The sequence below is a fragment of the Pseudomonas koreensis genome, from assembly GCF_036668835.1.
GTDB classification, from domain to species: Bacteria; Pseudomonadota; Gammaproteobacteria; order Pseudomonadales; family Pseudomonadaceae; genus Aquipseudomonas; species Aquipseudomonas koreensis_I.
Map to the genome: position 1 here is coordinate 62,534 of NZ_JAZEVW010000011.1, position 23,470 is coordinate 86,003.

Below are 23,470 nucleotides of genomic sequence, written 5' to 3' on the forward strand. Positions count from 1 at the left end.
ATAGATTTATCTGATATCAAAAAGCCATTTCGCTTCGTTCGCAAGGATGTGTCATGACCAACGTCAACGTCTATCTGCGGGAAAACCTCGGCAGTATCTCCAGCAATATCTCCGTCGCCCCGCGGATCGATGAAAAGAAACTCAATAATGCGGTACAGGCCTTCGCCTTTACCGGCAGTCCGTCCACGGTCGTGGCGCTGTTCGACAACACCCTGCTCGGCAGCGGCAAGGACGGAATCCTGTTTACCGGCGAGCAACTGATCTATCGCAGCGGGAGCTTTACCGATCCGGTCAGCGTGCCCTTCGTGGGCATTTCCTCGGTGGAGTATGTCGAGACGGTCAGCGGCAGCAAGGGTGACAAGGTGGAAGTGTCATTGCTTATCAGCCGCAAGGAGGGCGCCGACCTGACCATCACCGGTCTGTCGAGCTGCAACTACCGCAAGCTGGCGGAGACGCTGCAGACCTGTGTGCAGGATTTCAGCGAGTTCAAGGAAGAACGCCAGTTGGTCTCCATCGATGAACTGGGCGAGCCGCTGAAGGTGGCCTATGTCCAGGCAGTCATCAATTCGGCCTACGCCAATGACCAGGTCATTGATGACAAGGAGTTCGCCGAAGTCCTCCAGTTGATGACGCGCCTGGATCTGAGTCCGAGCGCCCGTTTTATCCTGCGTGCCTATATGACCTCCAGCAGCGCGCATATTTCCCTGGCGACCCTGCTCGAGCGCATCCACAGCAACAGCCCGGTGGGGCAGATCAAGGCGCTGCACGTGTCGCTGGTCAAGGATCTGATCAACCTTTACTACAGCACCGGTGGTCGCGATATTGCCCGGTTCGCCTTCCTGCAGAACAACCGCGAACTGTTGCAGGTCAGCGACGAGGAAATCGAGCTGGCGGTCATGGCCATCAAGAACGATTACGACATGCTCCGCGACGATCTGACCGATGACCAGATCGTCTCCGCCCTCAAGCTGCTTTCCGCCAAGGCCGCGGCGGTGGGGACGCCGCTGGCGGCGGTGTATTTGTCGGGCTCGGTGGTGGGCATGTCCGCGGCGGGCCTGACTTCTGGTCTGGCGAGCCTGGGCATGGGCGGCTTGCTGGGTATGTCGGGTATGATGACCGGCATTGGTGTGGCCGTATTGATCGGTGTGGGCACCTATGCCGGTGTGCGCAAGCTGACCGGGGCGGATGAGCTGAGCCGCTCCAAGCGTCGCGAGCTGATGCTCAATGAAGTGATCAAGCAGACGCAACTGACCATTTCCCTGGTGATGAATGACATCAACTTCATTACCGAAAAACTCAACGAAGCCATCCAGGCCCAAGGCGCCCAGGACGTCAAGATCAAGCGGCTGATGGGATTGATGACGCGGATGACCAGCGCCGGCCAGGTGCTAACGGAAAAAACCAGCTCGGCCCAAGCCAGCGCCACCAAACTGCGCTGCGCTCAGTTCCTAGATGAAGGCAAGCTGCGCACGCTGACCCGCGAACCGACCAAGACTGAGCTGTACGACTGGATTCTGGACTTCTATGAAGAGCGCTCGGTGGTGGTGTCTAGCGCGGACGCCGAAGAGGAGGTGAGCGAAGTAAAGCTGTGCATCAAGCGCGATCGCGACAGCAAGCAGTTGGAAAATCTGGTCCGGGCCTTCGAAGTCATCGGTTACTTCAATGTCGGTGATGTGCTGCTGGGCTCGGCCAGCGAGGTGGCCGGCAAGGCCCGGGAAAAACTGAGCAGCCTGTTCTCGTGACGCAGAAAAGCCATCTGCACGATCAGGCGCAAGCGCTGCTGATCCAGCAGCATCAACTCGACCAGACCAATGCGCACCTGGACCGAATGCTGGGTGTCCTCGACAGCATGGGCCAAGACCAGCGCAGCAACGATGAGCTGCTCGACAGTCTCCTGGCCCAGGCGCAAAGTGTTGTCGATGCGCAGGATGTGGTGTTCGTCGTTGAAGAGCACGAGCGGGTGCTCTTCGAGCGCGAGGTGCTGGCGGTACCCACGGACTACCAGACAACCCTGCAGCCCCTCAAACTGCTCGATATCGTCGAGATCGACGAGGACTGGTCCGATTGCCTGGCGCAACTCGACAGTTACGCCGCCCGTCAGGGCCTGGAGCGTGCTGAAGACCCGTTCTGCGGCCTGATGACCGACAGCCAGCGCATCGCCCTGGAAAAACGCATCCAAGCCGACTTCACCCTCAAGGCGGCGGCGTGCGACCAGTACGACTACATGATCGCCGGCACCTGCGGGCTGATCGGCGGGCTGGTCGATGTGTTCTTCGTCGGCGTTCCGGGCACGGGCGCGCTGGGCAAGTGGGCGGACGAGCAGACGGACGATATGGTCAAGGGTTTCGCCAGGCTGAACGGCTGGAAAGGCGGGAGGGAGGGCTCCAACAAGATTGCCAGCGCCATCGGCTTTCTCGAGGAAAAGTTCAAGATCAACTACGACCATGCCACCAGCCACGCCACTGGCGGTGCGGTGCAGAACATGTCGATGAAGAACCACCATGTGAAAAGCCTGGGCCACTCGCCCGACCTACTGGGGCTGTTCTTCTCCATCCTAGATCAGTTCAGCAACACCGCACACTTTGTCGACAAGGGCAAGCTGATCAGCGTCAACACCAAGACCTTCGAATTGAGCGGCGGCAACCTGGTGGCCAAGGTGTTCGCCGGGTTCATGAATTGGCTGGGGCACCTGTTTTCCGATATGGCGGGTTCTTCCGGCGGTCGCGGCAAAGTGGATGCTGGGCGGGGCTCGGGTATCCCGATTCCGTTTTATTCGCTGTTGCAGTTCATCAACGTCGGTTCGTTCGGACAGCACAAGCAGACCTTTGCGACCCTGGCCGTGAAAGTGTTCGAGGCGGGTTACGACATGCGTCACGGCCTTGCCATGGCGATCCCGGTGCTGATCACCGAACTGCTTACCCGCACCATGTGGGTGATCAAGCAGCGCTTCTATCACCAGCGGCAATGGCGCGATTGCCTTCCAACACCGGGCAATCCCGAGCTGCGCAGGATGTTGGTGGTTGGTCACGGTACCTTGTGCCTGGTCGACGGGACCGACGCCGCCTTGCGTTCGGGGGGCAATATCGTTGCCTTCATGGCCCGCGGTAATCTGATCGCCTGGGTCCGTCTGGGCACACTGGCGATCAAGGATCTCAAGGCGTGCTATGCGGCAGGCGCTTTGGATGTGGATGTTGTGGATGCTTATCTGGAGGCGGAGTACGCGCGTTTGCTTACCGCGTGAGCGGGTATACGTGAGAGCTGGTTGGGCGAATTTCCAACCTCAATGCAGAAGCCGCCTACCTTGAATAGATAGGCGTGGTGTTAGCCAGCTGAGCTCACGCCAGTCGGGCACTATAAGAAGTGTCCGTTTTGCGTCCAGGCTGTGTGAAAACACACTGCTGGTGTTGATGCATGCATTCCTACGCGAAATCTACTGACAAAATCGGCTGCTCAGCAGACCTCAAATTTGCGTAGGAACGCGATTATCCGAGTGACTCCGTCAGCCGTACCGATCAAAAACGTTTTTACACAGCATCGGTCAATTGCAGTCCTTTGTGATTGGCACCCATTGGCCACATCCAGTCTTAGCACTAGCCTAACTGGTCGTTCAACGCGCACGTAATACCGGTTAACTAAGGCGTTAGGCATCTCAAGGAGATTTTTGTGAGTCTGGAACATATTTTTAAAACACGAGTTAAGCGCGCTGCCAATGTGCTTGCGGCCCCGCAGGCCGGACCGAGGTACATCAGGTTCACGTCGACAGATCTTTCCAGTACGGCCGCATTAAATTGCCTTCATACTCGGTTCCCAGTAGAGACAACAGTGACGCACTATCTCTATCAAGTTATCTTCGAAGGGAAGAATTCTCAGCTCATTACAAGAGCAAGGAGTGCTTTTAGGCGCGCTCGCTCGACCAAGTCGCGGAACATGAGTCGTGACAACTCTGCACATCCGAGTTCGAGGTCAATTTATGTTGGAACCTCGAAGAATATGTACAACAGATTCCGAAGTCACCTAGGAACAGGTACGGGCACGACTACGTGGGGGCTCTATTTGTCTGCTTGGGCGGCCCCACTCGGTGCGGAATTTCTGGTCGAGTACTACGAGTTCAAAGACTCAATCGACGAGGATATCGAGCTTATCGAGGGTGTGCTTTGGGACTCCCTACTGCCCCTATTTGGGAAAAAGGGTGGAAAATGAAGTGCAGTCTAACTTGCCGTCATGCAAGGCTAAAGTCAGCCAAAGGCAGTCAGTAGCTAAAGGCTACGCCACAACCGCCAGCGGGGAGGGGGGCGACACCATTATGTAGGGCGACGGTTGTCGACGATGCCGAGTAAGCGGGACGCCATGATGATCATCTCCCGCGCCTCAAGTCCTACATGACGATGGCTTTGGGGGTTCTTGTCGCTTCCGATTGCGGCAGACATTAGGTTCATCAACGCCTGCCTTTCGCCGGCTTCAGCCATCTTGTCCGTCAGTGGCCCGCCTTTGGGGTCAAAGGCCCGCGCGGTGAGCTTGGTGCCAAGGGATTCATCTCCGAGGCCTGCTGCTTGGCGGATTAATACTTCGAGCACTTTGAACGCCTCAAAGACGGCCGTATCGAACAATTCTTGTCTGAAGAGACTGAGTGCGGTGGACCGTAGTGACACGTGAAGCATGTCCTCTTGGAGTTGACGATCTGCTATCCACGACTTCAGCGATACGCCTTGCGCACAGTGCTTTCGCCCCTGTCTTGTAAGGGGCATCCATTGGGCGTCATGACTAGGATGATGACAAATGAAGCCGATGCAATAAGCCAGCACCAAGCTTCCGAACATTCCAGCGCTGCGAGTTCGTTCTGATCGTAGTCATCTCGCACGCCGGATAGGAAGTTTTGGGTGCACTCGGCGTCTTGCGGGCGCTGTAATTTGCTCCCGAGGACCTGAAGAACAGATTGGCTCAAATCCAGCAAAGGAACGTCGCATAGTTGCGTGGCCGTTGGGTAGATTTCCTTGAGGAGCGACATAAAAACACACTCCAAACTGTTCACAATGACCACAGTCTATAGTCGATGTCGTTCCGGAGTGGAAATCACCGTGCCCCCGCTCCCGTAAACCGGGCAACCAGGAAGGACGGTTTTTGGCCGAAAGCTGCCTGTTGAAGACAGCCACATCTCCCTGCGTGTCGAGGTCGAACAAGCAATGTCGGGAGGAGGGTTGCGGAAATGACCGAAAAGATGCGGAAACGATCCATAGAGAGAGGAGCCAATTTCCTGAATGCCAGAAACGACAAAGCCCTGAATAATCAGGGCTTTGTCGTACTTAAGATGGCGGAGGCGATGGGATTCGAACTCATGGACCTGTTACAGTCGACGGTTTTCAAGACCGTATAATGATCGGATCTTATGACTGACCGGCACCTTTTTGGAAATAGCTTCCAACCGTAACCGAACGACTTCGGCGAGAAACGGACGGCGATGAGCGTACCCATCTGGCCGTTAGCGAACGTTCAGGAAAGACCGCTTCCGGCCAATAGCGGTCGCTAGCGAACGATGTAGTACGGCTAAAACACACCATAGACACAGAGGCCGTAGCTCCGTAAAGTGCTCTGGAACTCCGTAAAACGCCACATTTGTTAACGAACACCCAAACTGTTGAAGGAGTTACATATTAACAAGGAACGTAATCAGACTTAAATGGCGGAAAATACTACCCCCCATCTCGGCTACTCTTCAATGGAAGTGGTCGAAAGGCATAACAGTTAGCTCAAGGTGTTAAATTTAATGGAAGTAGAAGACCTTCCCCAATATGGCGACGATGACTACTTGGGCGACAAGGGGGTCCGAATGGTCGACCAAATTATTTCTGATGACCTCAAATGGATCTTTAGAGATCAACGGAAAGCAGACCTAGGCATCGACGCGCAGATCGAACTGGTCAGTCCTGAAAAGAGAGGTACTGGTAGGTTGATTGCAGCGCAGATCAAATGCGGTCCAAGTTTCCTGAAAGAGCGAACTGAATTCGGCTTCGTCTTTCGCGGAAAGTCGAAGCACTTAAAGTATTGGATCGAGCATTCGCTTCCGGTGATGGTGATTTTGTGCGATCCGGCCGATAGTAAGTGCTACTGGCAAGAAGTGAGCGCCGCAAATACGGAGCTTCTGGCGAAGGGATGGAAGCTCATCGTTCCTTTCAGTCACGTTCTGGGCGCAGACAGCAAGAATGCGCTGACATCGCTAGCTGGTCGGCCACAGCACGGTGATATCGTCGAGGCGCTTCTGTACGGTTTCCTGCACGAGAAGTACACAAGGAAGATCGAGATATGTACGATCTTCGAGCTGCCACGGGATTACCACGTATATGCCTTTCTTGCTAAGATTTCAGGCGAGATGGTGATGATTGATGTGCACCATGATCAATACGGTCAATTGCAAATCGAGGATCTGAAGGAGATTGTGCGATGGAAGGAGTACAACACACAGCAGTGCGGTGCCACGAAGCTGCACATCTACGTCTCAAGTGAGTCGAGAGGCGCTCTAAGCTTTTCGGAAGATATAAGGCAATATATAGCATCACAACCAGGTGTGGAGGTCTTTCCGCTACTCTATAGCAGATCTCCAATGCTTTGGCTAAACGAACTTGACAATAACGGACGTGAAATCCAGTTTTGGCCTGACTAACCTAGCGGAGTATGAAACCGAACAGGGGAATACTTCTGACTGAGACGTGCCTCTCGCCACCCTCAGCTTGGGTTATTTAGCAGCTATTCGCAACCGACCGCTAACGACCCATACTGGTCGTATAGTAAGTGAAGCTCTATTTAAAAATCCGGCATGGCTTTGTTCTTGAGGTATGGTGTTTGAGTGGGGTGAGATATAAACGATCCAAGCGAGCGGAGTGAATGCCCTGGATAATTATTATGCATCGAAGCCATACCCTATATTATGCCAGCCTCTTTTTGTAGTTTTTTAACATGACAATTTAAGGCCTTGCTAAAAACAGGTAGAGCATCACTTGCAAAGCTCCAGTCGAATGTCAATAAGGCACTACTCCAGCCTACGCTATAAACAACTCCGTCTTCGTCAGGTTTTTTATTGCCATGTGTCATGATAAAGCTTTCTTGATCAAAGTGAGCGCCATGCTTGTCGCGGTACGCTTTGGCATCTTCTATGAATTTAATAAATTTGACTCTAATGTCACCAGAAAATGCCTCTGACACTATTTCATCGATGATCGGCTCCCAAAATCTTTTGTTGTTCCCAGCAATTATTCCTGGCTTACCATAACCACCATTAAAAATAGTGCCAAACTTAATAACTATCTCCTCGGTTATTAGCTCATCAATTAGCTGAATGTCATGGATGTCAGGGAATAAAGAGCCATGTTTATTTTCAAAGCTATTTAATGCCTCTCCCTCAAGTCGAAGGCCAGTTTTTAATCTTCTGCGCTCCTTGTCATACAATTCTGTGATTTCCATTGGCCTGCCAGTGTTGCAGAAGCGGCCAACTCGTTGCCTGAGCGCCAGAAGATCAATGATTCTATTAAGGGCTACTTGCCACAAATATAGTCTGCCAAGAGTTTCCTTCATTGCTAGCCTTTTTTTTATTAAGTATTGATAATGAGGTTAAAGCAACCCAGTCTAGTTAGGCGAGCTTAATTATAAGCGAGCAACATCTATGGCGTAATTGGTTTGCGCCATAGATGTGGCAAAACCCTCAACATCCATTCGTAACCTCTTTATCTCATTGTGCTAAACGATTGTAACGAGCCTACTAGCAATGGAGCAGAGGCGACAAGGCGTTCCCTGAGCCCACGTAATCTTTGGATAGCGTGTCTATGATCGGGTGGCGATTAGTGCTCCGATAGGTGAATTTCCGTTCCTTACCGGTGGTTGCCGTCCTTCAGCAGCAGCTTGGGTCGATTTCAGCCGGTCCCGACAGGCAGAAATCGGCCAAGAGCAGACGTTCAAATTCATCCGCTTATATTCAATATGTCAGCGACGATCGGGAGCAACCAACTCTTGAGGGGCAGTCGAGGTGCCAATGTCAACAGCGTAAACCGTTTATTGATTTCCGAAGTGGACTTGGTGTCAGCGCCTTTCTCAACATACGTAGATAAGTGCCTTTCCCCCCCGCTTAGGCTTAATGCCATTCGCTGAATCAAAAGGCAGGCTCAACATTTAATCCACTATTCGGATTTGATCAGGCACTAATAGCTTGCTTCCTATGAGTTCTGCTCGTGCTCCTTCCGGGTCAGCGGTGAACAGTACGACACGCAGATCCTCCTTCGCACGGGAGAACGAGACATAGGCAAGCTTCTGAGTTACGGCGCGTTGCCGGTCAGAGGGCTCGCCGGCAGTAAGCGGCGTTAAGGTCTTACTAAAGCTGTATTGGTTCCATGCGGCCTCGACATCGTCATAGACGACCAACACCTTTGGATACTCCTCTCCCTTTACGCCATGCTGGGTACTATAGGCGGTATTGTTGTTGAGATAATCGGCGTAACGGGCGACCATCTCAGGCGTCATTCTGAATAGAGAGTCTGCGAGCCAGTCACCTTTGTCTAGACTGTGAATATCCTCATCAAACGGCTCAACCCGAGGGGCACGATCAAGATGCTCGCTTAGCCTTTCGGAAGGCTGGATGATCTGCTTTTCGATACAAAAACGAAGGATCGCTCCTATCGTTTCGGTACCCCATAGAGTCTGCAATTGGCCAACCAAAGCCTTCGAAGTTTCAATCATCAACTTCAGTGATTTTTCCGCGTTTAATCCATCGATCGCGAAAGCCGGGCTATCCCGACGAAGCAGATTGATAATTTCTCGTTCGTCACCTTGGTTATGAGCAGTGATAAGAGGGTAAATTGTCGAAATAAATGGTTTGAGAAGGAAATGCGCACCTTCCTCAAAGGCATCTTGGGCACGAGACGACGCATAGTCGCCTGTAAAGAGTCGGTTGAGGTCAGCGAAGCCAAGCCGCCGTGCGATCATTTGACGTGCTAGGAAGAGCTTCATGACATCGTCGCGCCCTGTCCAGCCCCAGCCTTCGACTGCAGCATCCATACGTGCCAGCGCCCGCTCAATCTGTTCCTCTGAATAACGCCTGCGCGGTTCCGTTGGATCTTCTGCTTTGATCAGTAAGAATTCGACGCTACCTTCACATGCCGCATTTTCGCCAGCGGCATACTGCTCAACATCCCCACGGTAGGCATTTAGAAGACGGATAACGCTCTTGGAACTGCGGAAATTCTCAGCTTTCTTGATGACCTCACCATTGGCAGGTGGCGCAAAATTGCCGGCGCTCCGGTCATAAATCTGCTGCCAGGGGTCACCGAAATAGCCGACCACAGGAAGTTCAGCGCCCGCACACACGAGATTGAGTCCTGAGACAATGCCTTCAAATGTGTCTTGCGCTTCATCGACGAAGATAAATGGGAAGCGTAGGCCGATGATCCGTCTGAGAGTTTTATTATTTGCAAGCAAGTAGGTTGCAATCTCTATGACGTCGTCGTGTCCGATCTGTCCCTTGCCGTAATCACTGAAGCTTGTGTCGGCATAGTCAAAACTTTTAACTGATTCGAGAAGGGCGCGCTGTTCTGTCAGTCGATCGATTTTTGCACGGGCCTTTAATGCCTTTTTGCTGTTACCCCCATTATCATCTGCCATGGCCTTTTCTATAAGAGTTGGGATACGACTTACGTATAGCGCTTGGCGAATATCTTCATGGAAACGGCTGATCTGGCCCCACAGAAACCCATGAAGAGTTGAAACTAGATATAGCTCGTCGAACCCTAACCTTTTCTTTATGACCTCAACGGCACGCTTGGTAAAGGTAATACAGGCAATGCGTTGACCATTTTTTCTAAGGGAGCGTCCTTCATTATCCCGAACCCGATTAAGAGCATCACCCAACGAACTAGTCTTACCCGCGCCCGCTCCGGCTATCATCGCGAAGCTGCGACGGCCATCTATGCATTTACGGACTAGTGTATCCGCTTCGCTTTCCACCCATCCCCCCATTTTATACCTCCGCCGCGGCAGCGACTTGTATCTCCGTCACCGCGGCTAGCGGGGGCGATAGGCGCGACTCAAGCCAACTTAATCCCTCGGCAATATATCCAGGGACGATCCATTCCTCGGTGCAAGCCAAAATGTCCATGGCAAAGTCAGTTTTTTTAAAATTATCCGACCGAACTCTGTCGTAGACATCCTGGTAAGCGTCGTTGAGAAACTCGGGGATGGGGATGCCGATGGATAAAGCGCCGGACCGAACCAGTCCAAAATTCTCATAGACGATTGCTTCCTCCAAAGTTCGTGGGCGCAATGTTTCGTTGGCGGCGCCATCCGCGACAAAAATATCTGTTTGGAAGGCAATGCAACGATCTTTGTCGATGTGCTGTTTCTCAGCGAAGGTCAATGCGATCAGATCGGCGATCGTAGTCTGTCCGCAAAGTTTTTTTAGAGACGCGTTGGAGGTTCTAGCACCCTCAACGTCCGCCCGACAGGCACTGGGATAGCCGGTGGGGGCCACGGAGTCGAGGTCAGTGATGACAAGGTAGGGGATATGAAGGAAGCTGAGCAGACCCTCGAAGCGGTGAGCATAGGCCCCTCCCACCTCCAATATTGTTAAATATGCAGTTCGCAATCGCCCAGCGGCGCGCTCGATCATGGACGGCATTAGCAATTTTTCAACGGCACCTTCCACAAGGATGGCAGCATCAGCGAAAAATAAGTCGCAGTGAGTTAAGCGTAGATAGCGTTTGAGGAAGGCCAGCGATTCTGACGGTGAAACCAATTTACCATCAATCGTCTCCACCTCTGGCTGGAAGGCCCGAAGGCTTCTAACCATGGACGCATTGCGAATCCCCGTCGCGACCGTCTCACCCTCGGTATGGCATCGCTGAAAATAGCGAACTTTCTCGAAATCCACGGCTTCCATGATATGAGAGGAGTGTGTGGTTACAACTAGTTGCGGCACAAGATTAGGCTCGCCAGCTGCCTCAGCAGATTGATTGATTACCTGCCAGATGTTGGAGATAAAAGTCTGCTGCACCTGTGCGTGGAGGTGAACTTCAGGCTCCTCAATAAAGATCATCAGGCATAGAGGCCTGTTCTCGGTGGTCATCACCCATTGAGAATGGAAATGTCGAGCCTGAATAGCCATGTAAATTAGGTTCTTGAAACCAAGTCCGTTATAGAGCTCCGGCAGTTCATGCTTACGGCTGGGGTCAATGTAAAGCAACTCTGTGTTCCCGCGCAGAGCACTTTCAGGGCTAAGCGAGGAGACAATCTGCAATTCCCGATCATTAATCGATGGTACGCCAAGGTGCTTGATGAGGTTGATCAGTGGGGCAAACTGCTTTGCATAGTGATCGGTTAGCTGCTTGTTATTTTCATCGATCACACTGTGAGCATCGGCCGCAGGGCCCACCTGCTCTAGATTTTTTCGGTAGAAGGCGGCGAAGGCCGACGAGAGCCTGTTACTGCGGCTACTGTCGTCATCGTTAATGTTGCGCTGCGCGTCTACAAACTCTACCCGTATGAGATGTTTCAGAAGTCGTTTGCCTTCGTCGGGATCAAGGTAACTCGTCAAGATCTCAGGCGACGTTTCGTCCTGAATTTTCTCTTCGAGTGACGAGTAGCAAACCGCAAAATGTCGGCCAAGATTTCCGTCGAGCGCCAGATATTGCGACAACGCCTTGGAGCGCGTTCCATCTTCTTCTAATGGATAGGCAGCGTCGTAATGCTCGAGTAACTTCTTTGCTTCAGAGACCTCATACGACAGCCGAATTCCTACTCGTGTAAAATCCGAAAGTTTCGGCAGCAATGTGAACACTCTACCGAATGCGATGCTTTCGGGGTCGATGGAGAACCACAGGTCAAGACTGATTTTGGGGAGCTGCGCCACATCTCCAGTTTTGACAAATGCGTCGAAATCGGCCATTCGGGCGACCGAGAAGTCGTGAATTTTGAAATCACGTCCGCCGAGGAAACAGCGAAAAACTGCAGTGGCAGAAGTTTTGCCGCTATTGTTGGGGCCAACAAAAATGGACTCCCTCTCTTCAATGTCAATTTGAACATTTTCCAGTCGACGGAAATTTCGAATTGCAACACCGCTTACTCTCATAAAATCTTCCTCCCTGACATATGAAGAGAGCAAGCAGAAAACTGGTACCCCTCGCTCCGTTTGAAATCCTAGCCTATCTGTTGAAGGCTTGAATTTTTTTTAGCTTTAGATATTTGGGGCGGCAGTTGGCTGAGCTCAACGAGGGTAAAAACGGTGCGAAAGAGGTCGCTCTGGAACGACTGCTTTTGGCCGAAAGCTGACGACCACGACTGACCGCTTTTGGTCGAATTGGACGACCGCCGCCTGCTAGGCATTCCTAGGACTGCCGTATACGCATAATTGCATCTGTAATCGCTTTTGCGTTTGTGTCTAAGGTTTCCATAGCCATCACAGCGTTATCTGCAACTACCTGCACTCCATTAGCCGAAAGCCACACGGCGACCTCCTCTATTGCAGCCGCCAACGCATGTTGGTTGTGTAGGAGCAATGTCAAAGCATCTGCCGTTGCGATATCGGAGGCTGAGTGATCTGACATGAAAATCGTCCTTGAGCGATGGGTTTGAAAAGCCTAGTACATGCTGCGGAATTGCATTGGCATAAACACATGTGCAACAGACATCTTTAGCGCACCAGAATGGTGGGACAGCCCGATATCAGATCTCACGGAACGACGACAAGAGAGTGTTCATTGCACGAGCATTTCTATCCCCTTTTTTGACAGTATCAGTAGTGCCCAGATCGTAGCCGAAAATGCTTGCTTTAAAATTACTACAGAGAAGGGAAGGAATCGCGGAGTCTTCGAGGAGGGGAGCCTGGCTGGTACAATGCTGGTACAGGGCTTTTTAAAGCGGTCTTTTAGCCTTTATTAAATGGGGTAGGGATCGACGATGGGTCCGATCCATCATGGGGGCGACGGAGAAGCGGCGGGAGAGTGGGGCGGGTTGTAGAGGCATTGGGGGAATCTGAATCAGAGGGGCGAAGGTTTGGGAGTTTATCAGGAATGGGATGGGGCAGAGACTTACGCGTCGTAATTGCATGATCTTGCAGCTGGTGAAGCAGACATTGATCGGCTGAGTATCGTGGTCTGGTCCATATTTTTGTGGGCGAAAAGAATTTTATACGCATTCATGCGGACCTAGCCCCGTAGCTGCTGGCTGAATCTAATTCCGCGGTTACCGTTGCGAAAGTGATGTTCACAGCAATATGCTAATGTGCCACTACAGCTGGCGTCATAGCAAAGCAGATAGGTATAAGGTGCAGAGAATATGTGTTCACAGCTAAAAATCAGCGAAACGGACCAAGCGTTATGTATATACAAGTTGATCCGGAAAATCCGTATCAAGGAACGCGCTCGCTTGGATTGCTGAAGCATGAACGGCAAAGCTGATGTTTTGAACACCACTCGAGTCTTCCTGCTCGTGCCTGAAAATTGCAGTTAAGTCGTCGAGTGGTATTAACTGCTTAAGCCGAGCAAAAGTTTTTGTAGAAAATGAAAGTTTCGAATTTGCGCAAATTTGAAACTGATATCAATTAAAGTTTTTGAATTTCGTTTTGTTTTTAAATATTTTGTAAGGTTTTTTGGGGTGGGTAGTTTTTTATGGTATTTATTAGTGGTTCGAATGATTCAAGGTAATTTTACAATCATTTATATAGGTGAAGTAATGGATGGTGTTCATGGAAACTACAAGTTTAAGATGGTTAGGGAAGAGGGGCATGGTACTTTTGGAGAGGTCCATCATATTGAGCTTTATAACGTCGCTGATCATCACTGTGGTAGCTACGCTATCAAATTTTTGAAAAATTTGGATCCTGAGTCTAATGATAGGCTTCGGCGAAGATTTGCGAGGGAGGTCGCTTATCAAGCCTCTTGTGTACATACAAATATTGCAAATATTTATTTATGCAATCTCAGGGTTGAACAGCCTTGGTTTATTATGGATCTTGCGGCTGCAAATCTTTCTCGGGATTTATCTGGGGGTATGAGTCTCAAAGGTAAAGTCTCTGCCTTTAATATGGTGTTGAATGGCATAAAATATATGCATGATAAAGGTTTTCTGCATCGTGACATAAAGCCTGACAACGTACTTAGGTTCGCGGGAGGGGTTTACAAGGTTTCTGACTTTGGATTGGTGAAAAATCTAAATAAAGAAATGGAATCAGAAGTACTCACTCAAATTTTTGCGGGTGGTATGGGGACTCCGTACTTTATGGCGCCAGAGGCTTTCGAAGGAGTCTACACTGAAAGATCTGATATTTACTCACTTGGTGCTTTAATGCGGCACATGAAACTTACATCTGAAGATGAGTTTGACAGTGTGATCAGCAAGTGTACGATGAATGCATCTCGTGATCGCTATGTATCTGTAGCAGCATTGCAAGAAGACTTCAGGAGGACAGTTGAGGGGGTGATCCGTGATTAATCTTTTGAGTTCAAGCACGTTTTCTTTGGCAAGTAACGCTGGGCGCCAAAATGAAGACGCTATTTTAGCTCCAATAAGAACAAATGCTGGATATCTACTCGCTGTGGCTGATGGAGTAGGTGCCTATGCAGGGGCGAGTTTGGTATCAAAATGTGCGATTGAGGCACTATCAAATTTTGCAGGTGCTGACTGGGAAAATGTTAATTTGATATCAAGCATTTTTGATCAGGTAAAGAGTGATATTGCTCATATCAATGATTCCGATTTTTCTTTCAAGAGAGCGGCTACTACATTAACTTTTTGTCATGTGAGTCAAGGTGCTATTCGTATAGGGCATATAGGAGATAGTCGCGTTTATGTTAGGGTTGGTGCACATTTAAAACAGATGTCCACGGATCATACGCAATACCAGAAATTAATAGATAAGGGTGTATATAAACCCGCGGAGTTGCGGAATTCTGGTGCGGAGAACAAGCTTTATTCTGCGCTGTCTAAAGATCTGTCGTTAGACTTTCAAGAGATTTCAATGTCTTCCATAGATGTTACAGATGATGGTGGAGTTTTTGAGGTTTATTTGATGTCGGACGGTGCGCATCGAGTTTGGGAGTTTCGCCCGAGATTTTCTCAGCATACACTGAGTGAGCCGTCTCGCTTTGCCTCTAGCCTGCAGCGCAGAATTCATAGAGTGGGTCCAGTTGACGACTATTCGTTGGTGTGCGCTAAGTTTCAAGTTTCAATTGTATGATGTATTGGTTTTCATAGGATGGAGGTTTTTTAACGGTAGTAAGATAGCTGTTAATAGGGGGATGTGTTGCCGTAATTGTGTCTCGTAATTTGAGGTGGGCGTGCGTGTATACTTCGTCGATTGCTTAAGTTATATGGGTTTTTATTAGGTTGTGTGCAGTTAAATTTCGGCGGCATAATTGTTCCGGTAATAAATTTTAAATGGAAAAGAGCTGGGCTATTTTGGTGGTTTTTTTGGCAGTTCACTAGGGTCTGTACGAAATCCCAAGAAACCCAATCGGCGTCCCTCGGAAGCTGAAATTTTGTAGAGTTTCCAGCTATCTACGGAAAAGAGTCCTGTAATGGCAAAGCGTTACAAACTCTCGGATGAGGCCTGGGCTGTGGTTGCTGATCTCATCACCGAATACATGGCCGGGGGCGGCCCTGTCTGAGCGGCCGCCTGATGCTCGATGGCGTGCTCTGGGTGCTCTGCTCAGGTGCTGCGTGGCGAGATATGCCGGAACGCTTCGGCCCGTGGTCAACGGTCTATCAACGATTTAGGGGCTGGCGAAACCAGGGGACATTCGATCAGATGCTCAAACGCTTGCACCTGAGATTGAATGAGCAAGGCTTGATTGATTTGCAAACCTGGATGATCGACTCAACCGCAGTACGCACAACGCGAGCCTCCTTTGGCGCCGGGAAAAAAGGGGGCCTGACGAGCCTGCCGATCACGCTCTAGGCCGCAGTCGTGGTGGCCTGACAACCAAAATCCACATGCTCTGCGAGGCCAACGGGACACCGTTGCGCTTCCTCCTCTCTGGCGGTCATGCCAGTGACATCAGCTACGCCCACCCCCTGTTAAACGAGGTCAGCATTCCATCGAGCCAACGTGGCCGCCCGCGTAAGCGCTGTAGATGGTTGCTTGCCGACAAGAGCTACGACGCCGAAGCGCTACGCCGCTACTGCGACCAATATCGAATGCAACCCGTCATCCCGCTGCGCTCGATGAAGCGCAAACCCAAGCCTGGCTTACCAAGACTGTTTGATCGGCCCAAGTACCGACAGCGCAATATCATCGAGCGCATGTTTGGCTGGCTGAAAGAGAACCGCCGGATCGTGACACGCTTCGACAAGCTCTCGAAAAGCTATGCCGCTATGGTCTCGCTGGCTTGTTCCATGCGGTGTTTGCGACATCTCTTTGCGTACAGAGCCTGTGAGCTTTAAGTAGGTCTGAACTGCTAATTTTAGTTTTGTTTAATGATGTCTGCTGGTAAAAGGTCTTTCCTACAACACCTTGCACAAGCCCCTACACCTAAGACAGAATCCCCCGGCTTGTGCCTCTAGCCCGCACGTTCTATCGTCCCCACATCACTGAAACCCAGTGATCGGGTTTGGTAGCCCGCTTCGTGTCTAGATGCATCGCATCACCAATTTCAGTCGCTTCCCCGGGACTCGGATTTCATGGTGGTCATGCGTGGGGCCCATTCGTGGGCGCCGGGTTCTAGTGCGACCGGTCTACCAACCCGCGTATGGCCGCCACCCTTCGTTTGGTAGCGAGGGTGATGGCTCCTTTTGCTAATCGCGCTAGAGGTTTCATCCATGTTCAAAGTAACGCCCAACCCGCCGGACACCGATCCCGCATCCCCCTACGATTCCCTTAATCCAAAAAAACTCCACGAAGCCGCCGAACGCGCCCTCGATCACTACCTCCTTCCCGCCGGCTCCATCATGGCCAGCGTCAACGAGCCCGAGCGCATGTACCTCGCCAACCCCAAGTACGACTCGGAATCCCTATTGGCCAATGCCAGTGAAACGCTAAGTTGCGCGTCGGAAATGCTCAACAACTTCGCCGCGGCACTCGACCCCTCGCACCGCAAAACCGCACTGGGCATTGCGCAGGTGGTGATGTTGGGGGAGTTGGCGGTGAATCAGGCGTTGGATAACGTTGAGGTGAAGGCGTAAATCAGCTCCCTTTGTGGCGAACGGCTCAGCCGTTGCCACGAAGGGGCTGTTGGCGCTATGCAAAGCAGCCGGCATGAATGCGAGTAAATGGACAGGGTGGTGGCGATTTAGTAGCATTTCGCGCCTTTAGAAATGGCCGCACCAGAGAAGCTACATCGGCCCAAGCTTAGTACAAGCACAGCCTGCAGTTGCGTTCTACGGGTTATGTTTCCGCTCAATAACTCCATTCCCATTGCCCATAGTGCTCTATTGGCTAAATAGCCCGGGTGCTTGTTTGCCATCTATTTACGTGAAGAGAATTTATGTCTGCTCCTGATAAGCCAAAGCTGCCGCTGCAAGCATTCGTGATGTCGTGCCTGGTGGCCGGCTGGGGTCTGGTCTATGCCGGTCAGGTGAAATGGGCGCTGCGTGTTGCCGCTTTGCTCTATCTCGGTGTCATTTTGCTCGGTGTTTGTGGTGTGCCTGCGACGCCAGTGGGCCTCTATGTTTTCGCTACCTTTATCGTCCTGGTAAAACTCGGCTCGGCCACGGCAGCAGCTATATCCGTGCGCAGAAACGACCGTCCGGTGAACAGCCCCAGCACCCGTTTTCATGTGCTTTACGTGGTGGCGCTGGTGATTCTCACGCTGGTAATTTTGGGGCCATTGCGCGGCCCGACGCTGGGGTTCAAGACTTACTTCATCCCCTCTGGCTCGATGGCTCCGACTCTTTCGAATGGTGACTACATCGTGACCAAAATGCGCATCGACGCGCCGCAGGTGGGCGACATTGTGACTTATCGCTACAACGGCACGGAGGCGGTCAAGCGCGTGGCGGCAGTGGGTGGCGATACCTTGGCGATTGTTGACGGTAAGGTCATTCGCAACGGTGAAAACATGGGGCTGTTCTTCGCGCCGCCAGAGCGCGTGAAGGATCCTCGTTATCTGCAAACGCCGCAGACGGTGGTCGAGAAAGATCATGTTTATCTGCTCGGTGACAACCGCGACAGCAGTAATGACAGCCGCTTTATGGGGCAGGTCGCAGTCGAAGACATTACCGGTAAGGTCACCGGAATATGGTTTTCGTCCGATCGATCGAGGATTGGCACAGTCTTTCACTGATAACCGATAACCGAAGCCGTCACTTTCAGGGTGACGGACCTTTCAAGGCGGTGATTGCGCAATTGCCGCAGCGGTGGCCTGCGACAAGATTCCAATCAGTGGAAGGACTAGCGGGCAGGCGATGCTGAACCGCGGCTGTCGATCAGCAAAGTTTCATATTGCTGTATGCGGCGCAGGCCTAGGATGCTGAGACAAGACCGTCGCTGTTCATCCCGAGAGGAATCGTCCCATGCGCCTTACTGTCTTCAAAGTGCTGTTGATTGCTGCAGCGGTATCGATGTTGAGTGCCTGTTCGGGAGCGGGCGGCCTGACCACCACCAGTTGTTTCTCCAGCGACTGCCAATCACCGCAGAGCCCTAACGCCAACACCCTGAAATTCGGCGGCAACAGCATCGGCAGCAGCCTTAACCAATACAGTTCCGGCATGCTGCACGACGACTAAGCCTTATTGCGCATCAGGCACGGCAATCCACTCACTCAAGGTCTTTTGATACTTGCCAGTGGCTTTACTCAAGTGCAACCACTGGTCGACATACAGCTTCCAGCTGATGTCATCGCGTGGCAGCAGGTAAGCTTTCTCGCCATATTGCATGTACTGATGCGGGTTCACGGCGCACAGTCCTGGTTTGAGTTTCTGCTGATACAGCGCTTCGGAGGCGTCGGTGATCATCACGTCGGCCTTGTTGTCGAGCAGTTGCTGGAAGATCGTTACGTTGTCGTGCAGGGCCAGTTGCGCTTTGGGCAGGAAGGCGTGGACGAAGGCTTCGTTGGTGCCGCCGGCGGGTTCGACCAGGCGCACGTTGGGCTGGTTGATCTGCTCGACGGTCTGGTATTTGCTGACGTCGTTGCAGCGCACCAGCGGGATTTTGCCGTCGGTGTCGAGGGTATTGCTGAAGTAGGCTTTTTTCTGCCGTTCGAGGGTGACCGAGATACCGCCCATGCCGATGTCGCATTTGCCGGCCTGCATGTCGGGCATCAGGGTTTTCCAGGTGGTTTGCACCCATTGCACTTTGACACCGAGGCTTTCGGCCAGTGAGCGGGCCATGCTGATGTCGATGCCTTCGAATTCGCCGTCGGCGCGTTTGAAGGTGTAGGGCTTGTAGTCGCCGGTGGTGCAGACGCGTAGTTCGCCTTGTTGCTGGATGCTGTCGAGGTGGGTCGCAGCGGTCTCGGCGTGAGCGGCGGCGGTCAGGGTCAACAGGCCGCAGAAGGTCAGCGTACTTTTTAGTGTTGTCATTGAAGTCGCACTTTTGCAGGGGGAGGTGGCTCAGTGTACTGAGAGCCTTTCGCGGGTGTCATCCCGCTTCCGGACTCAATGTGCCCAGCCACGCCACCAGTGCCACGATCAGCAGGGCGAGTGCCAATTCCAGTATGACGCTGCGGCGTAATGCGTTTACGGCGAGCGTGGGGTCTGCATCGCGCAATGCTTGCTTCAGCGCGGGCCCGAGATGAAAGCGATTCAGCGCCGCCAGCAGCAACATCACTGCAAACAGCAGAACCTTGACCGTCAGCAGCACCCCATACGTGCTGAGCAATACGTCATTCAGCTTCGGGCCGACGATAAACAGGTAATTCATCACGCCAGTGATCGTCAGCGTCAGCACTATCGCAGCGCCCACCCATTCAAAGCGTTTCACCGCAGCAATCAGCAGGCGAAGGCGCGGCGCATCGACCCGTCCCCGTGCCATCAGCAGCAGCGCGAGCATCGCCCCGAGCCAGGCGCCCGCCGCCAGCAGGTGGAGGATGTCGCTGAAAAAGTGCCAGAACCGCAGCGCTCCCTCGTCCATCGCCCCGTGCCCGCTCCAGGCCAGGGGGGCGAGGGCCACGGCGCCGCTAATCGATGCAAGCCACGCTCCTGGCCTGATCAACAGCACCGTCAGCGCAATCATTCGAACTGCCCAGGCCAGCCCGACGTCGGTTTCCCGCAACATCATTTGCAGGTGTGGCCACAGTGCCGCGATCGCGGTTTCGCCGCTCATGGTGCTGGTCATCAGTAGCAATCCTGCCACCGATAAAAGCGCTGCAATCAGCGCCATTCCCCGCAACATCGGCCGAAACCGCAACGCCGAATCAGCGCTGTACAACGCGAACAACGCCAGCCCGAACAGCAATAGCACATCCACATACAGCGCAAACCGCAGGACGATGTTGATCAGTTCAGCCATCGCTCACTTCACTTTGAACGTGACGTTGCCGGTGATCGGGTGCGTGTCGGAAGACACCGCCCGCCATTGCACCTGATAAGTACCGGCGGGCAGTGGCGCGAGCGGGGTGATCAGCATGGATTTCGGGTCGCTGCCGGCGCTGACTTTGGCCTTCATCGGCATTGGCGGGTGGGCCATGCCGGGCATTTCGGTCATCACCAGTTTGGCCCCGGAGAACTGCGTGACCAGGGTCTCGGAAAAGTGCAATTCGATCTTCCCGGGGGCGCCGCCTTCGGCACCTTCGGCCGGGGTCGACGAGAGCAGTTTCGGGTGCGCCTGGGCGAGACTGCTGAGGAGCAATCCGCTGGCGAATACAAGGCTGAATGTCAAAGTGCGCATGCAAGAGCTCCGGATGGTTTTTATAGGTGTTTTCAGAACCACATCCGCACGCCGAGCACGAGGCGCGCTTCGCTGCGATCCTCGTCTTCTGCGCGGGCGTAGTCGGCGGTGTTGCCGTAGGTGCGGTTCCACGTCACGCCGATATAGGGCGCGAATTCGCGGCGGATTTCATAGCGCAAACGCAGGCCGGCTTCGGTGTTGGAGAGGCCCGAGCCGATACCGCGTTGCCCATCGTTTTTACCGTAGACGTTGATTTCGGCGGTGGGCTGCAGGATCAGCCGATTGCTCAGCAGGATGTCGTAATCGCCTTCCAGGCGCAGCGCGCTCTGGCCGCCCTCGCCAAGAAACGCCGTGGCTTCGACCTCGAAGTTGTACAGCGCCATGCCCTGCACACCGAGCGCGGCCCAGGTTTGCGGCGCGCCGGGTTTGAAATCCTGCCGCACGCCGCTGACCACCTCCCACCACGGCGAAATCGCATGGCCCCACAGCGCCTGGATTTCCGCATCTTCGGTCTTGCCGTTGCTGCGTTCGCCCTCGGAGCGCCACCACAGGCGATCGATATCGCCACCGACCCAGCCGGACAGATCCCAGGCCAGGGCGCTGCCGTCATCGGCGTCCTGCCACTCGAGTTTGTCGGCGAGCCAGTAACTGTTGATCGCGCTGTCATGCACCTGATGGCCGCCTGCGCTGCTGAACACGGCGGCGCGGTCGGCATCGGTCAGTGGCGGGATCGGCGTGCGACTTTCGGTGGGTGCGGCGGGCTGCATCATGCCCTCGTCCATGCTCTGCATCGCGCCGTGATCCATGTCCGACATCTGGCTGTGATCCATGCCCGGCATGTCGCCTGCAGCCATCGCCGGGCTGCCGATCAGCAGTAAACACAACGCGGTGAATCGAGTCATGAGCGGCCCCTTCATTCTTCCACCCGCACTTCGCGGAACATGCCCATTTCCATGTGATAGAGGAGATGGCAGTGATAGGCCCAACGGCCAAGTGCGTCGGCCGTCACGCGATAACTGCGACGCGTGCCGGGCGGCATGTCGATGGTGTGTTTGCGCACCTGGAAATCGCCGTTTTCGTCCTCCAGATCGCTCCACATGCCGTGCAAGTGGATGGGGTGGGTCATCATCGTGTCGTTGACCAGCACCAGGCGGATGCGCTCGCCGTATGTCAGTCGCAGCGGCTCGGCATCGGAAAACTTGATGCCGTTGAACGACCAGGCAAATTTCTCCATGTGCCCGGTCAGGTGCAATTCGATCGTGCGGCTGGGGTCGCGACCGTCCGGGTCCGCGAAGGTGCTGTGCAGGTCGGCGTAGGTCAGCACGCGACGGCCATTGTTGCGCAGGCCGAGGCCGGGATCGTCGAGTTTCGGCGCGGTGGTCATGGCTTGCATGTCCACCAGCGGATTGTTTTTTTCGCTGTCGGGATGGGCTTGCATCGGCCCCATGGCGGAGTGGTCCATGCCGGCCATGTCGCTCATGTCCATCGAACCGTGATCCATGCCGCCCATGCCCATGTCGTCCATCGTTACCAACGGTCGTGGGTCCGGCGTCGGCACCGGGGCTGACAGTCCTGCGCGGGTGGCCAGGGTGCCGCGGGCGTAACCGCTGCGGTCCATGGCCTGGGCGAATAGGGTGTAGGCCTCGCCATCGGGCTCGACGATGACGTCGAAAGTCTCGGCCACCGCGATGCGCAGTTCATCGACGCTGACCGGTTTGACGTGCAGGCCGTCGGCTGCGACCACCGTCATTTTCAGGCCGGGAATGCGCACGTCGAAATAGCTCATGGCCGAGCCGTTGATCAGGCGCAAACGGAGCTTTTCGCCGGGGCGAAACAGGCCGGTCCAGTTGGAATCCGGTGCATGGCCATTCATCAAGAAGGTGTAGGTGGCGCCGCTGACGTCGGCGATGTCGGTGGGGTTCATGTTCATTTGCGCCCACATCTTGCGATCGGCCAGGGTGGCGTCCCAGCCTTTTTCGCTGACATCGTTGATGAAGTCGCCGACGGTGCGTTTGTGGAAGTTGTAGTAGTCGGACTGTTTTTTCAGGGTACGCATCAGGCTGGCCGGGTCTTCGTCGGTCCAGTCGCTGAGCATCACCACGTAGTCACGGTCGTACTGGAACGGCTCGGGTTCGCGGGGGTCGATCACCAATGGCCCGTAGACGCCGGCCTGCTCCTGCAAGCCGGAGTGGCTGTGATACCAGTAGGTGCCGTGTTGGCGAACCTTGAACCGATAGACGTACACGCCACCGGGTTCGATGCCGTGAAAGCTCAGGCCCGGCACGCCGTCCATGTTCGCTGGCAACAGAATGCCGTGCCAGTGGATCGACGTGATCTGCTTGAGCCGATTGCGCACCCGCAGCGTCACGGTGTCGCCTTCGCGCCAGCGCAGCAGTGGGCCGGGCAGGCTGCCGTTGATCGTCAGGGCGGTGCGTGGGGAGCCGTTGAAGTTGACCGCAGTTTCGCCGATGAACAGCTCGAATTCGCTGCCGCTCAGCTCATTGGCCGCCCCGGCAGCGCTCTGCGCCCAGATCGGCGTGCGCCACAGACCGAGACCGCTCAGCAGACTGCCGGCGGCAAGGCCTTTGACGAACGTGCGGCGTGAAGTGTTGGAAGGCATGCGCTGAGAATCCCCGTTTGACTCATGACGGGAAGGCTAACCAACGCCAGCTTTCAGTT

General features: G+C 53.6%; 19 protein-coding genes and 1 pseudogene. 9 read left to right on the forward strand and 11 right to left on the reverse strand.

Translation table 11 applies throughout. The features are described 5' to 3' along the window. Positions 1 to 53 precede the first annotated feature (53 nt). On the forward strand, positions 54 to 1,742 hold the full coding sequence (locus V6F91_RS24610) for a hypothetical protein (protein ID WP_332769059.1): 1,689 nt from the start codon (positions 54 to 56) through the stop codon (positions 1,740 to 1,742). Next, entirely contained in the window at positions 1,739 to 3,241 is a 1,503-nt protein-coding gene (locus tag V6F91_RS24615; RefSeq protein WP_332769060.1) for a hypothetical protein, read from the forward strand. Before V6F91_RS24610 ends, V6F91_RS24615 begins: the two co-directional genes overlap by 4 nt. Positions 3,242 to 4,301: 1,060 nt before the next feature. Here V6F91_RS24615 and V6F91_RS24620 read toward each other — a convergent pair. Both V6F91_RS24620 and V6F91_RS24625 read right to left on the reverse strand, forming a co-directional pair. Continuing rightward, on the reverse strand, positions 4,302 to 4,745 hold the full coding sequence (locus tag V6F91_RS24620; protein WP_332769149.1) for a TIGR02391 family protein: 444 nt from the start codon (positions 4,743 to 4,745) through the stop codon (positions 4,302 to 4,304). Continuing rightward, a complete protein-coding gene (locus tag V6F91_RS24625; RefSeq protein ID WP_332769151.1) occupies positions 4,694 to 5,005 on the reverse strand; it encodes a hypothetical protein in 312 nt (103 codons plus the stop codon). The genes V6F91_RS24620 and V6F91_RS24625 overlap by 52 nt, the downstream gene beginning before the upstream one ends. 756 nt (positions 5,006 to 5,761) lie before the next feature. Here V6F91_RS24625 and V6F91_RS24630 point away from each other — a divergent pair. Further along, positions 5,762 to 6,655 carry a DUF4365 domain-containing protein gene (locus tag V6F91_RS24630; RefSeq protein WP_258712083.1) on the forward strand — a complete coding sequence of 298 codons (894 nt, stop codon included), beginning with the start codon at positions 5,762 to 5,764 and terminating at the stop codon, positions 6,653 to 6,655. Between the two features lie 257 nt (positions 6,656 to 6,912). Here the strand turns inward: V6F91_RS24630 and V6F91_RS24635 are convergent, their stop codons facing one another. The 4 genes from V6F91_RS24635 to V6F91_RS24650 form a co-directional block, all read right to left on the reverse strand. Continuing rightward, entirely contained in the window at positions 6,913 to 7,563 is a 651-nt protein-coding gene (locus V6F91_RS24635) for a hypothetical protein (RefSeq protein ID WP_332769064.1), read from the reverse strand. 591 nt (positions 7,564 to 8,154) lie between these two features. Continuing rightward, positions 8,155 to 9,981 carry a UvrD-helicase domain-containing protein gene (locus V6F91_RS24640; RefSeq protein WP_332769066.1) on the reverse strand — a complete coding sequence of 609 codons (1,827 nt, stop codon included), beginning with the start codon at positions 9,979 to 9,981 and terminating at the stop codon, positions 8,155 to 8,157. Positions 9,982 to 9,994: 13 nt separating this feature from the next. Next, positions 9,995 to 12,100, reverse strand: a complete 2,106-nt coding sequence (locus V6F91_RS24645) for an ATP-dependent endonuclease (protein ID WP_332769068.1) — start codon at positions 12,098 to 12,100, stop codon at positions 9,995 to 9,997. Between the two features lie 256 nt (positions 12,101 to 12,356). After that, a complete protein-coding gene (locus tag V6F91_RS24650) occupies positions 12,357 to 12,575 on the reverse strand; it encodes a hypothetical protein (RefSeq protein WP_332769070.1) in 219 nt (72 codons plus the stop codon). Between the two features lie 1,048 nt (positions 12,576 to 13,623). Here V6F91_RS24650 and V6F91_RS24655 point away from each other — a divergent pair. The 6 genes and pseudogenes from V6F91_RS24655 to V6F91_RS24680 all read left to right on the forward strand — a co-directional run bounded on the left by V6F91_RS24655 (position 13,624) and on the right by V6F91_RS24680 (position 18,690). After that, positions 13,624 to 14,460 carry a protein kinase domain-containing protein gene (locus tag V6F91_RS24655; RefSeq protein ID WP_332769072.1) on the forward strand — a complete coding sequence of 279 codons (837 nt, stop codon included), beginning with the start codon at positions 13,624 to 13,626 and terminating at the stop codon, positions 14,458 to 14,460. Next, complete coding sequence (locus V6F91_RS24660; protein WP_332769073.1) at positions 14,453 to 15,205, forward strand: PP2C family protein-serine/threonine phosphatase; 753 nt, start codon at positions 14,453 to 14,455, stop codon at positions 15,203 to 15,205. Before V6F91_RS24655 ends, V6F91_RS24660 begins: the two co-directional genes overlap by 8 nt. 340 nt (positions 15,206 to 15,545) lie before the next feature. Beyond that, positions 15,546 to 16,410, forward strand: a pseudogene (locus tag V6F91_RS24665) (IS5 family transposase). Between the two features lie 375 nt (positions 16,411 to 16,785). Then, complete coding sequence (locus tag V6F91_RS24670; RefSeq protein WP_332769075.1) at positions 16,786 to 17,148, forward strand: DUF6124 family protein; 363 nt, start codon at positions 16,786 to 16,788, stop codon at positions 17,146 to 17,148. A gap of 302 nt (positions 17,149 to 17,450) precedes the next feature. Beyond that, positions 17,451 to 18,248, forward strand: coding sequence for a signal peptidase I (gene lepB / locus V6F91_RS24675; protein WP_332769077.1), 798 nt, complete (start codon positions 17,451 to 17,453; stop codon positions 18,246 to 18,248). A 229-nt stretch (positions 18,249 to 18,477) separates the two neighbouring features. Continuing rightward, a complete protein-coding gene (locus tag V6F91_RS24680; protein WP_332769079.1) occupies positions 18,478 to 18,690 on the forward strand; it encodes a hypothetical protein in 213 nt (70 codons plus the stop codon). Positions 18,691 to 18,693: 3 nt separating this feature from the next. On the opposite strand, the gene V6F91_RS24685 is transcribed toward V6F91_RS24680, so the two are convergent. Genes V6F91_RS24685 through V6F91_RS24705 form a run of 5 tightly spaced genes read right to left on the reverse strand, consistent with a single transcriptional unit; the run spans position 18,694 to position 23,411 of the window. Continuing rightward, complete coding sequence (locus V6F91_RS24685) at positions 18,694 to 19,485, reverse strand: transporter substrate-binding domain-containing protein (protein ID WP_332769081.1); 792 nt, start codon at positions 19,483 to 19,485, stop codon at positions 18,694 to 18,696. Positions 19,486 to 19,543: 58 nt separating this feature from the next. Beyond that, on the reverse strand, positions 19,544 to 20,413 hold the full coding sequence (gene copD / locus V6F91_RS24690) for a copper homeostasis membrane protein CopD (protein ID WP_332769083.1): 870 nt from the start codon (positions 20,411 to 20,413) through the stop codon (positions 19,544 to 19,546). Positions 20,414 to 20,416: 3 nt separating this feature from the next. Continuing rightward, on the reverse strand, positions 20,417 to 20,791 hold the full coding sequence (gene copC, locus V6F91_RS24695) for a copper homeostasis periplasmic binding protein CopC (RefSeq protein WP_332769085.1): 375 nt from the start codon (positions 20,789 to 20,791) through the stop codon (positions 20,417 to 20,419). 32 nt (positions 20,792 to 20,823) lie between these two features. Further along, on the reverse strand, positions 20,824 to 21,693 hold the full coding sequence (locus tag V6F91_RS24700; RefSeq protein ID WP_332769087.1) for a copper resistance protein B: 870 nt from the start codon (positions 21,691 to 21,693) through the stop codon (positions 20,824 to 20,826). A gap of 11 nt (positions 21,694 to 21,704) precedes the next feature. Continuing rightward, positions 21,705 to 23,411, reverse strand: a complete 1,707-nt coding sequence (locus V6F91_RS24705; RefSeq protein WP_332769089.1) for a copper resistance system multicopper oxidase — start codon at positions 23,409 to 23,411, stop codon at positions 21,705 to 21,707. Positions 23,412 to 23,470: the final 59 nt, after the last annotated feature.

What these genes read in the sequence shown, in the direction of transcription:
- V6F91_RS24645 (WP_332769068.1), bottom strand. Translation starts at nt 12,100, where the DNA reads ATGAGAGTAAGCGGTGTTGCAATTCGAAATTTCCGTCGACTGGAAAAT.
- V6F91_RS24625 (WP_332769151.1), bottom strand. Translation starts at nt 5,005, where the DNA reads ATGTCGCTCCTCAAGGAAATCTACCCAACGGCCACGCAACTATGCGAC.
- V6F91_RS24700 (WP_332769087.1), bottom strand. Translation starts at nt 21,693, where the DNA reads ATGACTCGATTCACCGCGTTGTGTTTACTGCTGATCGGCAGCCCGGCG.
- V6F91_RS24650 (WP_332769070.1), bottom strand. Translation starts at nt 12,575, where the DNA reads ATGTCAGATCACTCAGCCTCCGATATCGCAACGGCAGATGCTTTGACA.
- V6F91_RS24680 (WP_332769079.1), top strand. Translation starts at nt 18,478, where the DNA reads ATGCGCCTTACTGTCTTCAAAGTGCTGTTGATTGCTGCAGCGGTATCG.
- V6F91_RS24685 (WP_332769081.1), bottom strand. Translation starts at nt 19,485, where the DNA reads ATGACAACACTAAAAAGTACGCTGACCTTCTGCGGCCTGTTGACCCTG.
- V6F91_RS24705 (WP_332769089.1), bottom strand. Translation starts at nt 23,411, where the DNA reads ATGCCTTCCAACACTTCACGCCGCACGTTCGTCAAAGGCCTTGCCGCC.
- copD (WP_332769083.1), bottom strand. Translation starts at nt 20,413, where the DNA reads ATGGCTGAACTGATCAACATCGTCCTGCGGTTTGCGCTGTATGTGGAT.
- V6F91_RS24670 (WP_332769075.1), top strand. Translation starts at nt 16,786, where the DNA reads ATGTTCAAAGTAACGCCCAACCCGCCGGACACCGATCCCGCATCCCCC.
- V6F91_RS24620 (WP_332769149.1), bottom strand. Translation starts at nt 4,745, where the DNA reads ATGCCCCTTACAAGACAGGGGCGAAAGCACTGTGCGCAAGGCGTATCG.
- copC (WP_332769085.1), bottom strand. Translation starts at nt 20,791, where the DNA reads ATGCGCACTTTGACATTCAGCCTTGTATTCGCCAGCGGATTGCTCCTC.
- V6F91_RS24630 (WP_258712083.1), top strand. Translation starts at nt 5,762, where the DNA reads ATGGAAGTAGAAGACCTTCCCCAATATGGCGACGATGACTACTTGGGC.
- V6F91_RS24635 (WP_332769064.1), bottom strand. Translation starts at nt 7,563, where the DNA reads ATGAAGGAAACTCTTGGCAGACTATATTTGTGGCAAGTAGCCCTTAAT.
- lepB (WP_332769077.1), top strand. Translation starts at nt 17,451, where the DNA reads ATGTCTGCTCCTGATAAGCCAAAGCTGCCGCTGCAAGCATTCGTGATG.
- V6F91_RS24610 (WP_332769059.1), top strand. Translation starts at nt 54, where the DNA reads ATGACCAACGTCAACGTCTATCTGCGGGAAAACCTCGGCAGTATCTCC.